Here is a 13,997-nt window from a genome sequence, read left to right as displayed (position 1 = left end):
TATAATTCTTTTTTCCTTCATAATGATTATGTTGAAAGGATTGTATAAGATCAACAAAATTCGGAGGATAAATTATGTCGATGAGACTTCCTTTTTTTAAGAACAAACAAACAACAGATATAATAAATAAAGTATTGGATAGCCCTCCTGAACATGTAGCAATTATTATGGATGGAAATGGACGCTGGGCCAAAAAACGTGGATTGCCACGAATAGCAGGTCATAAAGAGGGAATTAATTCCGTCATAAAGATTGTTAGATCAGCAACGAAGCATAACATGGAAATTCTAACGCTGTTTGCATTCTCCACTGAAAATTGGCGGAGACCTACAACGGAGATTGACTTTCTGATGAAGCTCCCGAAAGAATTTTTACATATTTACTTACCAGAATTAATTGAGAAAAATGTAAGGATTGATATGATAGGGGATTCTGGAGCATTACCGGCACATACAAAAGAAGCTATCCAGTATGCGAAAGAAAAAACGAAGGATAATGATGGATTATTATTAAACTTTGCATTAAACTATGGTAGTAGATTTGAAATTATGCAAGCAATGAAACAAGTCATACATGATATCGAATGTTCTAAGCTAACGGTTGATACACTGGATGAAGCGGTCTTTTCGGAGTACCTTTACACCAAAGGGATGTCTGACCCGGATTTATTAATACGTACAAGTGGTGAACAACGATTAAGCAATTTTTTGCTTTGGCAATTGGCTTATACTGAATTTTGGTTTACAGATGTATTCTGGCCGGATTTTGATGAAAAAATATTTGAACAAGCACTCCTGGATTATCAACAGCGAAAACGTCGCTATGGAGGCATTTAAGGTGATGGAAGGTATATGAAACAACGAATTATTACAGCCATTCTAGCGTTAATTATATTTTTACCCTTTGTCATATATGGTGATTGGCCCTTCACGATATTTGTTTACTTTTTAGCGACAATCGGTTTATTTGAATTGATTAAGATGCGTAAAATCAACTTTTACTCTATCCCGGCACTGTTAACGGTAGTGATGTTGTGGACGCTATTATTACAGATTTCTGGAGATGTTATTCCTGGAATTATGCTTTCTAAGTTAGAAGTAATCATGATTTTTGCTATGCTACTATTGATATTTACGGTATTGTTGAAAAACAAATTGACTTTTGATGATGCTGGATTTTTGATGTTAGCAATGATATACGTAGGGATGGGCTTTTATTATTTGATTGAAACAAGAGGTGCTGGGTTAAATTACATTATTTTTGTTTTATTTGTAATTTGGTCTACGGATACTGGTGCTTATTTTGTAGGACGTTCTATGGGCAAGAGAAAGCTTTGGCCAGAAATTAGTCCAAATAAAACCATTGAAGGTGCACTTGGTGGAGTAATCGCCGCATGTATTGTAGGTGTTATATTTCAACTCGTTCACCCGTTCCATTATTCAATGATCATTGTGATCGCAGTAACAGTGCTTGTATCTCTTGTCGGACAGCTCGGTGATCTGGTGGAATCAGCATTTAAACGACACTATGATGTGAAAGATTCCGGTAATATTTTGCCAGGACATGGTGGTATACTAGATCGTCTGGATAGTTTATTATTTGTATTACCATTGTTACACTTCATTCATTTTATATAGTTTTGATTGAATAACAAAGGTGTACGCTACGAGTTATTGCCGTAAGACCTAGGCGGGACCGTATGAGATAAAGGAAACACGAACGGCGATTCAGATGGGGTTCGGTTAAGTACGCGATGTGACGTTCTAGATTGCGGTTGAAAACATTGTCGCAATACCGAACTACCCTACTTCGTGTAGGGCATTCCTACACCGATAAAAGGAAGGTGCTTCTTTTGACCACAGTTATAGCGTTTATATTTATGTTTGGGCTGCTTGTTTTCATCCATGAATTCGGTCATTTAATCTTTGCGAAACGTGCTGGCATGTTGGCCCGTGAGTTTGCAATTGGATTCGGACCAAAGATATTTTCATTTACGAAGAATGAAACATTGTATACCATTCGTCTGATTCCTGCTGGTGGCTATGTTCGGGTTGCAGGTGAGGATCCTGAAATTATTGAATTGAAACCGGGTCATCATATTGGTATGGAATTCAATGAAGCAGGGAAAGTCGATAAAATTATCGTCAACAATAAATCAAAGCATCCAAATGCACGCGTCATTGAAGTGGAGCATGTTGATTTGGATCACGCACTTAGAATTGACGGTTATGAGGTTGATGAAGAGGATGAAAAGCTCAGCTTTGATGTAGACCCGAAAGCATTCTTTATAATGGATGAACGAGAAACACAGATCGCCCCATATGATCGGCAGTTTGCCTCTAAAAGTGTTGGACAGCGGGCAATGCAACTTTTTGCTGGTCCAATGATGAACTTTATCTTGGCGATCGTAATCTTTATTTGTCTTGGTCTTATACAAGGGGTTCCAACTGAACAGGCCATCGTTGATAATATTCAATCAGATAGTCCAGCAGCTGAAGCCGGTTTACAATCGAAGGATGAAATTGTACAAATCGATGGCGCCCCGGTTTCAACATGGGAAGAATTTACTTCGGTAGTTAGAGAACACCCGGATGAAGAAGTTAACTTGGTTGTGAAGCGTGATGGTAAGGAAGAGGAAACAACAGTTGTTCCAAAAGGCGTAGAAGCTGAACCTGGGGAAACAATTGGACAAATTGGCGTATACCAGGCATTTGAAAAGTCGTTTCTTGGTACGTTTAAATACGGATTTACACAAACCTATGACACAACGAAAATGATATTAACTAATCTGGGCATGCTGGTTACGGGACAGGTCTCGATTGAAATGTTATCAGGACCTGTAGGTATTTATGATGCTACAGACCAAGTCGTTCAAACGGGCTTTATGAACTTCTTAATGTGGACAGCAATGTTAAGTATTAACCTAGGGATCATTAATTTAGTACCGCTTCCTGCACTTGATGGTGGAAGATTAATGTTTGTCGGCTTTGAAGCAATTCGTGGAAAACCGATTGCACCGGAAAAAGAAGGTATTTTTCACTTTGTTGGATTTGCGTTATTAATGTTATTAATGATTGTCGTTACCTGGAATGACATACAACGTCTATTCCTATAAAGGAAACTTGAGGTGGTACTTATCACTAGCCTTTAGGGCGCAGACGATAGTTACCACTAAGAGTTGAAATAGTTACATCATTTAAAAATGGGACCCTTGTCAATAATAACGACAAGGGTTTTCCATAATTGGCCTTTTGTTAGCTGCAATAGGGGGAAATGAAAATGGATATATCGAAACAGGAAAAAATGAATTTATTATTGAAACAACTGCAAATACCGGAATCGTATATTACAGATTATTTTGCTGAAAGCTATTTAAACAAATTGGAAGTATACAAACAAACCAAAACATGGCATTTTCATGTTCACTTGAAAAATATATTGCCAGTAAGTATTTATCAATATATGATAATGAAACTTCAAGAAACATTTCAACAATTTGCTATGGTCGATTTAACGATTACTACAGATGATAAAACATGTTCACCTGATAATATTAGTGGCTATTGGCAAAGTTTTATACAATCCCAAACGCATTTATCACCTGCGTATAAAGATTTAGTGATGAACCAAAAACCCCAGGTAAATAATAATAAGCTTCAGTTAACTGCTAGAAATGAGGCAGAAGCAAGTGCACTAAAAAAACGCCTAGAAGAAAAATTCCAAAACTATTGTCAAAAAGTAGGAGCGTTATCTTATTCCCTTCATATAGAAATAAAAACAGAAGAAGCTGATATTCAAAGATTTAAAGAACAGACGGCATTGGAAGATCAGCAAATGGTATTAAAAACGGTCCAGGAAAAAGAAAAACGAGATCAGGATAAAGCCAATAATAATAACCAGCCATTGACGCTTGGTTATAAAATAAAAGACGAAGCCATCCAAATGGAGGAAATACAGGATGAAGAACGACGAATAACCGTACAAGGCTATGTATTTGCCGTTGATATTCGTGCATTACGTTCTGGCAGAAGTCTTTTGATTATTAAAGCGACCGACTATACAGACTCCTTGCAAATTAAAATGTTTTCAAAGGGAGACGAAGATGCCAAGAAATTTGAAACGGTCAAACAAGGCATGTGGATAAAAGCAAGAGGTAGTATCCAGACTGACATGTATACGAATGAATTAGCCATGATGGCGAATGACATCCATGAGGTGAAAGTCGAATCTCGAAAGGATGAGGCGCCCGAAGATGAAAAGCGGGCGGAATTACATGCACATACAACGATGAGTCAATTGGATGCCGTCGTTTCGCCAACTGCGCTTGTCACTCAGGCTGCTAAGTGGGGACATAAAGCTGTCGCAATAACAGATCATGCGGGTGTACAAGGTTTTCCCGAGGCACATTTTGCCGGAAAGAAAAACGATATCAAGGTATTGTATGGTGTGGAAGCAAACCTAGTTGATGATGGTGTTCCGATTGCATATAATGTGGAAGATCGGGCGCTTGAAACGGAAACATATGTCGTTTTTGACGTGGAAACAACTGGACTTTCAGCAGTATATGACACGATAATTGAATTAGCGGGCGTCAAAATCAAACAAGGGGAAATCATCGATCGCTTCGAATCCTTTGCAAACCCACATCATCCGTTAGCCCAGATAACGACTGATTTAACGGGAATCACAGATGATATGGTTAAAGATGCACCGGAAATTGATGATGTATTAAAGGATTTCCATGCATGGGTAAAAGAGGATACGCTTGTTGCGCATAATGCAAGTTTCGATATTGGATTTTTAAATCAGGGTTATAAAAGAATCGATTATGATAAGGTTCAAAATCCGGTCGTTGATACTTTAGAGCTTGCTCGCTTTCTCATCCCCGAGCTAAAGAACCATCGTTTGAATACACTATGTAAGTTTTTAGATATTGAACTGACACAGCATCATCGGGCAATTTATGATGCAGAAGCAACAAGCTATTTACATTGGAAATTGATTCAAAAAGCACTGGAAAAAGGAATTATAAATCATAATCAATTGAACAATCATATGGGTGAAGGGAATGCTTACCAACGTTCGCGTCCATATCACTGTACATTAATGGCGCAAACACAAGCAGGGTTAAAAAACATTTATAAGCTTGTTTCCATGGCGCACATTGATTATTTTTACCGTGTGCCCCGGATTCCGCGATCCCTTTTAAAAGAATTACGTGAGGGTATTATTGTCGGTTCAGGGTGTGACAAAGGGGAAGTTTTTGAAACAATGATGCAAAAATCTGCCGAAGAGGCGGAAAATATTGCGGAATTCTATGATTATATAGAAGTGCAGCCACCAGCAAATTATGCACATTTAATCGAAAGGGACCTTGTTCAAAACGAATCCCAAATTCTTGATATCATCAAAAAGATTGTTGACATGGGTAAGCGAATGAACAAAACGGTAGTAGCAACAGGGAATGTTCATTATATTGATGATCATGATAAATTATATCGGCAAATTTTAATTGCATCACAGGCAGGTAATCCATTAAATCGTCAAACATTGCCGGATACACCTTTCCGAACGACAACAGAAATGATGGACTGTTTTCACTTTTTAGGAGAAGAGAAAGCACGTGAAATTGTTGTTACGAATACAAATAAAATTGCTGAAGAAATTGGGGATATATCTCCTGTTCAGGATGGCCTGTTTACACCTACAATCGAAGGTGCGGAAGAAGAAATGCGGAACCTTTGTTATACACGGGCGAAAAATATTTATGGTGAATCTGTTCCACAAATCGTGGTAGATCGGTTGGAAAAAGAGTTGGAAAGCATTATTGGAAATGGATTTGCCGTTATCTATTTAATTTCTCATAAACTGGTGAAAAAGTCATTGGATGATGGATATCTTGTCGGTTCACGTGGTTCAGTCGGTTCATCACTGGTAGCAACCATGACGGAAATTACAGAAGTCAATCCCTTACCACCACATTATGTATGTAAAGCGTGTAAATACAATGAATTTATTACAGACGGGTCTGTTGGTAGTGGTTTTGATTTACCAGATAAAAATTGTCCAAACTGTAATGAGGAATTGGTGAAGGATGGGCAAGATATCCCATTTGAAACCTTCCTTGGTTTTAAGGGAGATAAAGTACCTGATATCGATTTAAACTTCTCAGGGGAATATCAGCCCAAAGCACATCATTATACCAAAGTATTATTTGGTGAAGACAAGGTATTCCGTGCCGGCACAATTGGTACGATTGCAGAGAAAACCGCATATGGGTATGTAAAAGGGTATGCTTCCGACAAACAACTCGTTTATAAAAACGCAGAAGTGGATCGTCTGGTACAGGGGTGTACAGGTGTCAAAAGAACAACCGGACAGCATCCGGGTGGGATAATTGTTGTCCCAGATGATAAAGAAATTTATGACTTTACACCGATCCAGTTTCCTGCAGATGATCGGAAAAGTGAATGGAAAACAACGCATTTCGATTTCCATTCCATTGACAGTAATTTGTTAAAACTGGATATACTTGGTCATGATGATCCAACCGTTATTCGTATGCTACAGGATTTAAGCGGAATTGATCCAATGACGATACCAACGGACGATGCTGAAGTTATGAAGTTATTTTCTGGAACAGAATCGCTTGGTGTCACACCTGAACAAATTAATTGTAAAACTGGTACCTTAGGTGTTCCAGAGTTTGGAACAAGGTTTGTTAGGCAAATGTTAGAAGATACGAAGCCGAAAACGTTTGCTGAACTTGTTATTATTTCCGGTTTGTCACATGGTACAGATGTATGGTTGGGAAATGCACAGGAATTAATTAATGATGGTATTTGTGAATTGCCGGATGTTATTGGTTGTCGTGATGATATCATGGTTTATTTAATGCATAAAGGTTTAGATGCATCACTGGCCTTTAAAATCATGGAGTTTGTTCGTAAAGGTAAAGGTCTACAGGATGAATGGATTATAGAAATGAGAAAACATCATGTGCCGGATTGGTATATTGAATCGTGTAAAAAGATTAAGTATATGTTCCCGAAAGCCCATGCTGCGGCATATGTATTAATGGCAGTTCGCATTGCTTATTTCAAAGTACACCATCCAATTTTATTCTACGCAGCTTATTTTTCCGTACGTGCAAGTGATTTCGAGCTTGATACCATGGTAAAAGGACCAGAAACATTAAACCAGCGGATTAGCGATATTTTAGAAAAAGGCAATGATGCTCCACCGAAGGAAAAAAGTTTGTTGACCGTATTAGAAATTTCCCTTGAAATGTGGGAAAGAGGGTTTACGTTTAGTAAGGTTGATCTTTATAAATCGAGTGCAACGGAATTCATCGTCGACGGCAATACTCTAATTCCACCATTTAACGCTGTTGACGGATTAGGTACAAACGCAGCATTGAACATTGTCCAGGCTCGTGAAGAAGGAGAATTCCTATCTAAAGAAGATTTGCGGGAGCGTAGTAAGATTTCGAAAACGGTACTGGAATATTTGGATAATCATGGATGCTTAGAAGGCATGGAAGAAAAAAATCAATTGTCCTTGTTTTAAATTGGTTTAAATGGATGTCATATAGGATATAACATCTCTATCTCACTTGTTGCATCGTTTATATCTTTGTGATATACTTCTTTTGGTAAGAAATGATACGGACGGATTGTAAAGAGTGGGCTCAAAACCCACTCTTTCTTCATACCTCTATTCTATTTCGCGTTAAACTTCCCCTTGCCACAACTTCCGGCAGGGGGTTTATATTTATCGCAGAATGGCGGGCAGTTCAACTAACATTTAATGGGAAGCAGATTAACTTCGAGACGTCACGCGTCAACGCCTGTATTAGCACGTCCTGTGCGTCGAAAGCTTCTATTGAATGAAGTTTCATTTTAAGAAAAGAAAATGAAAAAAGAGATGATGGTAATAATAAGAAACAACTTACAAAATAACATGCAGTTGTACTTGTACAAAAGTGAAGTAAAGGAGGATGTATGATGAGTTCTCAAGCAATTGATATAACAGAAGGGTTTTTACAGCCTATTTTAGATGAGAAGGGCCTTGAATTAGTTGATATTGAATATGTAAAAGAAGGTTCCAACTGGTTTCTTCGCGTTTATATTGACAAAGAAGGCGGAGTTGACATAACAGAGTGTGGTGACGTTTCGGAGTTATTAAGTGAAAAGCTAGATGAAGCTGACCCGATTAAAGAGGCCTACTTTTTGGAAGTGTCTTCACCTGGTGTTGAACGCCCGTTAAAAACAAGGGCAGACTTCGAAAACAATTTGAATAAAAATGTAGTCATCAAGCTATATGAACCAATTGATGGTGAAAAAACGTATGAAGGTATTTTACAATCATTTACGGATGATGTAATAACAATTGCATACAAAGTGAAAACGCGAAACCAGCAAGTAACTATACCATTTGAAAAAGTAGCAAAAGCAAGACTTGCTGTAGCGTTCTAAAGGGGGAATAAAAAAGTGAGCAGTCAATTGTTCGATGCGATTGATAATTTAGCAGTGGAAAAGGGAATTGATAAAGACGTGCTCTTAGAGGCGTTAGAAGCAGCATTAATTTCTGCTTACAAGAAAAACTTCAAGTCCGCTACAAATGTACGGGTGGAATTAAACGAAGAAACAGGTAAAATGGGCGTTTTTTCACGAAAAACAGTTGTAGAAGAAGTGGAAGATACACAATTGGAGTTGTCTTTAGAGGAAGCAAAGGCAATAGATCCGAATTATGAAATAGAAGACATTATAGAGGTGGAAGTAACACCAAAGGACTTTGGTCGTATTGCAGCCCAAGCAGCTAAACAAGTGGTTACACAACGTGTTAGGGAGGCAGAACGAGGTGTCATTTTCAGTGAATATTCTGATCGTGAAGAAGATGTCATGACAGGGATTATTCAGCGGAAAGACCCTAGATTTGTTTATGTGAATTTGGGAAAAATAGAAGCAAAACTGGCTGAAGCCGAGCAGATGCCTTCTGAAGAATATCATGTACATGATCGGATCAAAGTATTTGTTTCCAAAGTTGAAAACACAAGTAAAGGTCCACAAATTTATATTTCCAGGGCCCATCCTGATCTACTAAAGAGACTTTTCGAAATGGAAGTTCCGGAAATTTATGATGGAATTGTGGAGATTAAGTCTGTGGCAAGAGAAGCAGGTGACCGTTCAAAATTATCCGTTTATGCTGCAGATCCTGAAATTGATGCTGTCGGCTCATGCGTAGGCCAGAAAGGTCAGCGGGTTCAAGTCATCGTTGATGAATTAAAAGGTGAAAAAATAGATATTGTAGAATGGTCTGAAGATCCGGTTGTATACGTATCAAATGCACTAAGCCCATCTAAAGTGATTGATGTGCTTGTCGATGAAGATGCAAAAGCAACTACAGTAATTGTACCTGATTACCAATTGTCATTAGCAATTGGTAAACGTGGTCAAAACGCAAGATTAGCCGCTAAATTAACTGGTTGGAAAATCGATATTAAAAGTGAAACAGAGGCGATTGAAGAAGGCCTGTTGATTAAAGAAGAAAACGAAGCTATTGAATCGAATAGCGATGATGATTTGTTTTACTAGGGAGGGTCTCGTATGGTACAAAATAGAAAGATACCTCAGAGGAAATGTGTTATAACAAATGAAATGAAACCCAAGAAAGACCTTATTCGTGTTGTTCGGAATAAGGATGGGGATGTATTTGTCGATCCTACCGGAAAAAAGAATGGCCGGGGGGCCTATGTATCGTCTGACCTGGACGTCATTGCAAAAGCCGAAAAGACAAATGCGCTGGGACAGCAGTTGAACACAACGATTGATCCATCAATTTATGAAGCGTTAAAACAAACGGTACAAGGTAAACAACATGAAAAATAATTATTTGAATATGATAGGGCTTGCCTATCGTGCAAGAAAATGTGCATTGGGTGAAGAAACGATTGTGAAGGACATCCAACAGCAAAAGGCAAAGTTAGTATTAATAGCAAGTGATATTGGACCACAAACAAGAAAGAAACTAACGGACAAATGTAAGTTTTATGATATACCATTTGTAATAGTAGATGATAAGGAAACATTATCACATGCTATCGGAAAATCCCAAAGAGTAGCCATTGCTATTTTAGATGCAGGATTTGCTACTAAGATTAAATCGTTACTCGGGTAATCAAATTCGGGGGTGAACGTATGAGTAAAATGCGTGTATATGAATATGCGAAGCAACACAATACGTCAAGTAAAGAAGTAATTAATCATTTAAAAGAACTGAAAGTGGAAGTGTCGAATCATATGTCGACTATTTCAGATGATACAAAAGCAAAACTAGATACAAAATTCAGCGCTGACCGTGAGCAAGCAGATAGTAAAAAGCCAGCGCAACAAACTGTTAAAAATGAAGGAAATAAAAATAAGCAACAAGGTAATAAAGTAAAGCCCAACAGCAATCCCAGGAATCAAGGACAACAAAATAAACCCCAACAAAAAAATGATCGGTATAAGAATAAAAACCAAAGGGGTAGAAAAGGCAGAGGTAACAATAACAATCAAATGCCTAAGCAACCGGTTATTAAAGAAACACCAAAACATATCACGTATCATGGTGTATTAACCGTTAGTGAACTAGCAGAAAAGCTGAATAAAGGTGCAAATGAACTCATTAAAAAATTGATGATGATGGGGACGATGGCTACAAAAAACCAGGATCTGGATGATGATGCTGTCGAATTAATTTGTGCTGAATATGATGTAGAAGTAGAAAAAGAAATCGTTCTTGAAGACACAGATTTTGATAAATATATTCAAGAGGAAGACGAAGCGAATTTAGTTGAAAGACCTGCTGTTGTAACCATTATGGGACACGTTGATCACGGTAAAACAACATTGCTTGATTCCATTCGTGATACAAAAGTAACTGCTGCTGAAGCAGGCGGTATCACACAGCATATTGGTGCATACCAAGTTGAAAATAAAGGTAAAAAAATAACATTTCTTGATACACCAGGACATGCTGCTTTTACAAGCATGCGCTCCCGGGGTGCACAAGTCACAGATATAGCAATCTTAGTTGTAGCTGCTGATGATGGTGTGATGCCACAAACAGTTGAAGCTATTAACCATGCTAAAGCTGCTGAAGTACCAATCATTGTAGCGGTGAACAAAATGGATAAAGAGGCCGCTAATCCAGATCGTGTAATGCAGGAGTTAACAGAGCATGAACTTATTCCCGAGGACTGGGGAGGAGATACGATTTTCGTTAATTTATCAGCAATTAAGCGAGAGGGTATTGATGATCTATTAGAAATGATTCTCCTTGTTTCAGAAGTAGAGGAATTAAAAGCAAACCCGAATGCAAGTGCATTTGGTACTGTAATTGATGCACGATTGGATAAAGGTCGCGGACCTGTTGCATCATTATTAGTCCAAAACGGTACATTGAAGGTTGGTGCTTCGCTTGTTGTAGGTAATACACATGGACGAGTACGTGCGATGGTTAGTGATCTGGGTAAGCGCGTGGACGAAGCAAAACCATCCACTCCAGTGGAAATTACAGGTTTAAGTGGTGTTCCACAAGCAGGGGATCAGTTCCTTGTATTTACAAATGAAAAGAAAGCACGACAAATTGGAGAGGCTCGTGAACAGGATTATATTTTGGAATCCCGTGGCTCACAAACAAAGGTCAGTCTGGATGATTTATTCGAACAGATCAAGCAAGGTGAAATGAAGGAAATCAATATTATTATTAAAGCGGATGTACAAGGGTCTGCAGAGGCGCTTTCCTCTTCACTTAAGAAGATTGAAGTAGAAGGCGTAAATATAAAAATCATTCATACAGGCGTGGGCGCTATTACAGAATCAGATATTATATTAGCTTCTGCATCTAATGCAATTGTTATCGGATTTAATGTGCGTCCGGATGTAAATGCAAAGAAAGCTGCCGAATCTGAAAAAGTAGATGTCCGACTACACCGTGTAATCTATAGCGCGATTGAAGAGATAGAATCAGCGATGAAAGGGATGCTTGATCCAGAATATGAGGAAAAAGTTATCGGTCAAGCAGAAGTTCGTGAAACATTTAAAGTATCTAAAATTGGTACCATTGCAGGTAGTTATGTCACAGATGGTAAAATAAAACGTGACGCTGGTGTAAGAGTCATTAGAAACGGTGTTGTCCAATTTGAAGGCGAATTGGCTGCTTTAAAACGTTTCAAGGATGATGTTAAAGAAGTGGCACAAAATTATGAGTGTGGAATCACTGTGAAAAACTTTAACGACATTAAAGAAGGTGACGTTATCGAAGCGTTCGTTATGGAAGAAATAGAGCGCAAATGATCATATATGCGGAACTGGAGTGTATGATGTATGAAGGACATTCATTAAAACAAAAGCGTTCTATTATGAAACGTCTCATGGCGAAGTTAAGAAAAGACCTTAATGTAGCAGTAACAGAATTGGATTATCATGATTTATGGCAACGAACTAAAATTGGAATTGTTACGATTTCAACAGAACGAAACCATGCAGAACAAATAATTCAAGAGGCATTAAGTATAATTGATACACTTCCGGAACTGGAACGTACAATTACGAATATAGAACGCTTGTAAACTCCACTTCCGGATGAATTGTTAATGAGGTGAATAAGAATGGCGGACTTACGTGCAAACCGTGTTGCAGTTCAAATGCAAAAAGAGCTAGGCGATATCCTGACTCGTAAAATCAAAGATCCAAGAGTGGGATTTGTTACTGTTACAGATGTTGAGGTAACTGGAGATCTGCAGCAAGCAAAGGTATTTATTTCGGTACTGGGCAATGACCAGGAAAAACAGGAGTCACTTTTGGGACTTGCTAAAGCAAATGGATTTATCCGTGCAGAAATTGGACAACGAATTCGTTTGCGAAAAACACCGGAAATTACGTTTGAAATTGATGAAGCATTTGAATATGGGAATCGGATCGATACGTTATTACGGGATTTAAATAAGGAATAATATGAATCTGACTCGCTTTTTAACGAGTCAGATTTTTTCCGTGCGTTTTCAAATAAATAATGTGATATATAGGAGGTGTTGGGATGGATGGTATACTACCATTATGGAAGCCAAAAGGATTTACATCGCATGATTGTGTCATGATTATTCGCAGACTGTTAAAAACGAAAAAGGTTGGACATACAGGCACACTTGATCCGGAAGTAGAAGGTGTTCTATTAATCTGCATAGGACAGGCAACAAAAATTGTGCCGTATTTAACCGATACAAAAAAGACTTATGAAGCAGAAGTTATGTTAGGTAAAACCACTGAAACCGAAGATGCATACGGAAAAACGATTGAAGAAGTAGAAGTAACCAATCCCCCTACTGAAGAAGATATTGAAAATATGCTACAATCATTTACGGGTACGATCACACAAGTTCCCCCCATGTATTCGGCTGTAAAGGTAAACGGAAGAAAGTTATATGAATATGCACGGGAAAACATACCGGTTGAACGTCCTAAACGACAAGTCACGATATACGAAATTACGAGATTGCCACAAGTAATACAAAAGCATGATTCTTTTCGTGTGCAGGTCGTTTGTTCAAAAGGTACATATATTCGAACATTATGTGTGGATATGGGTAAAACGTTAGGATATCCCGCCCATATGTCTGATTTAACACGTACACAAACAGGACCGTTTACAAAGAAAAATACAGTAACTTTTGATATGATAGAGACAGCAGTTGAAAATAATACGCAAAAGCAATTGTTGGAACCAATTATGAAAGGCCTGAACCATTTGGATCGCCTGAATGTTGATGAAGACACTAAAAAAAGGATTTTGTATGGACAAAAACTGGCTAAACCGAAGGAAATTGTAAAGCAGAATCCGTTTGTCGTCCTGTGTGATCAGGAACTATTAGCAATATATCAAATACATCCCGAAAAGCCGGACCTAATAAAACCTGTTCGTGTTTTTCAGGGGTAAAAGCGTAGGTGAAGGAA

General features: G+C 38.2%; 12 protein-coding genes. All 12 read left to right on the top strand.

What is annotated here, in order from left to right; all coding sequences use genetic code 11:
- The first annotated feature begins 74 nt into the window (after positions 1-74).
- The 12 genes from JOC34_RS04495 (at position 75) to truB (ending at position 13,980) form a co-directional block, all read left to right on the top strand.
- Positions 75-836 carry an isoprenyl transferase gene (locus tag JOC34_RS04495; protein ID WP_205135509.1) on the top strand — a complete coding sequence of 254 codons (762 nt, stop codon included), beginning with the start codon at positions 75-77 and terminating at the stop codon, positions 834-836.
- Positions 837-851: 15 nt separating this feature from the next.
- On the top strand, positions 852-1,637 hold the full coding sequence (locus tag JOC34_RS04490; protein ID WP_205135508.1) for a phosphatidate cytidylyltransferase: 786 nt from the start codon (positions 852-854) through the stop codon (positions 1,635-1,637).
- Between the two features lie 215 nt (positions 1,638-1,852).
- Positions 1,853-3,115 carry an RIP metalloprotease RseP gene (gene rseP, locus JOC34_RS04485; RefSeq protein WP_205135507.1) on the top strand — a complete coding sequence of 421 codons (1,263 nt, stop codon included), beginning with the start codon at positions 1,853-1,855 and terminating at the stop codon, positions 3,113-3,115.
- Between the two features lie 164 nt (positions 3,116-3,279).
- Entirely contained in the window at positions 3,280-7,569 is a 4,290-nt protein-coding gene (locus tag JOC34_RS04480) for a PolC-type DNA polymerase III (RefSeq protein ID WP_205135506.1), read from the top strand.
- A gap of 437 nt (positions 7,570-8,006) precedes the next feature.
- Complete coding sequence (rimP, locus tag JOC34_RS04475; RefSeq protein ID WP_205135505.1) at positions 8,007-8,477, top strand: ribosome maturation factor RimP; 471 nt, start codon at positions 8,007-8,009, stop codon at positions 8,475-8,477.
- Between the two features lie 15 nt (positions 8,478-8,492).
- Positions 8,493-9,596: a transcription termination factor NusA gene (gene nusA, locus JOC34_RS04470; RefSeq protein ID WP_205135504.1), complete on the top strand. Its 1,104-nt coding sequence runs from the start codon at positions 8,493-8,495 to the stop codon at positions 9,594-9,596.
- Positions 9,597-9,608: 12 nt separating this feature from the next.
- Entirely contained in the window at positions 9,609-9,890 is a 282-nt protein-coding gene (gene rnpM / locus JOC34_RS04465) for an RNase P modulator RnpM (protein ID WP_205135503.1), read from the top strand.
- Positions 9,880-10,179: a YlxQ family RNA-binding protein gene (locus tag JOC34_RS04460; RefSeq protein ID WP_205135502.1), complete on the top strand. Its 300-nt coding sequence runs from the start codon at positions 9,880-9,882 to the stop codon at positions 10,177-10,179. The genes rnpM and JOC34_RS04460 overlap by 11 nt, the downstream gene beginning before the upstream one ends.
- 20 nt (positions 10,180-10,199) lie before the next feature.
- Entirely contained in the window at positions 10,200-12,341 is a 2,142-nt protein-coding gene (infB, locus tag JOC34_RS04455; RefSeq protein WP_205135501.1) for a translation initiation factor IF-2, read from the top strand.
- Positions 12,338-12,616: a DUF503 domain-containing protein gene (locus JOC34_RS04450; protein ID WP_205135500.1), complete on the top strand. Its 279-nt coding sequence runs from the start codon at positions 12,338-12,340 to the stop codon at positions 12,614-12,616. Before infB ends, JOC34_RS04450 begins: the two co-directional genes overlap by 4 nt.
- A gap of 39 nt (positions 12,617-12,655) precedes the next feature.
- Positions 12,656-13,000, top strand: a complete 345-nt coding sequence (gene rbfA / locus JOC34_RS04445; protein ID WP_205135499.1) for a 30S ribosome-binding factor RbfA — start codon at positions 12,656-12,658, stop codon at positions 12,998-13,000.
- Between the two features lie 83 nt (positions 13,001-13,083).
- Positions 13,084-13,980: a tRNA pseudouridine(55) synthase TruB gene (gene truB, locus JOC34_RS04440; protein WP_205135498.1), complete on the top strand. Its 897-nt coding sequence runs from the start codon at positions 13,084-13,086 to the stop codon at positions 13,978-13,980.
- The last annotated feature ends 17 nt before the right edge of the window (positions 13,981-13,997 follow it).

The sequence above is a fragment of the Virgibacillus halotolerans genome, from assembly GCF_016908515.1.
GTDB classification, from domain to species: Bacteria; Bacillota; Bacilli; order Bacillales; family Amphibacillaceae; genus Virgibacillus_M; species Virgibacillus_M halotolerans.
Note: the sequence above shows the minus strand (reverse complement) of the source record. Positions and strands in the feature narration are given on the sequence as shown.

Bases quoted from the DNA above. Each gene is read 5' to 3' on its own strand.
- JOC34_RS04495 (WP_205135509.1), top strand. From the start codon at position 75: ATGTCGATGAGACTTCCTTTTTTTAAGAACAAACAAACAACAGATATA.
- JOC34_RS04490 (WP_205135508.1), top strand. From the start codon at position 852: ATGAAACAACGAATTATTACAGCCATTCTAGCGTTAATTATATTTTTA.
- JOC34_RS04480 (WP_205135506.1), top strand. From the start codon at position 3,280: ATGGATATATCGAAACAGGAAAAAATGAATTTATTATTGAAACAACTG.
- rimP (WP_205135505.1), top strand. From the start codon at position 8,007: ATGAGTTCTCAAGCAATTGATATAACAGAAGGGTTTTTACAGCCTATT.
- rnpM (WP_205135503.1), top strand. From the start codon at position 9,609: ATGGTACAAAATAGAAAGATACCTCAGAGGAAATGTGTTATAACAAAT.
- JOC34_RS04460 (WP_205135502.1), top strand. From the start codon at position 9,880: ATGAAAAATAATTATTTGAATATGATAGGGCTTGCCTATCGTGCAAGA.
- infB (WP_205135501.1), top strand. From the start codon at position 10,200: ATGAGTAAAATGCGTGTATATGAATATGCGAAGCAACACAATACGTCA.
- JOC34_RS04450 (WP_205135500.1), top strand. From the start codon at position 12,338: ATGATCATATATGCGGAACTGGAGTGTATGATGTATGAAGGACATTCA.
- rbfA (WP_205135499.1), top strand. From the start codon at position 12,656: ATGGCGGACTTACGTGCAAACCGTGTTGCAGTTCAAATGCAAAAAGAG.
- truB (WP_205135498.1), top strand. From the start codon at position 13,084: ATGGATGGTATACTACCATTATGGAAGCCAAAAGGATTTACATCGCAT.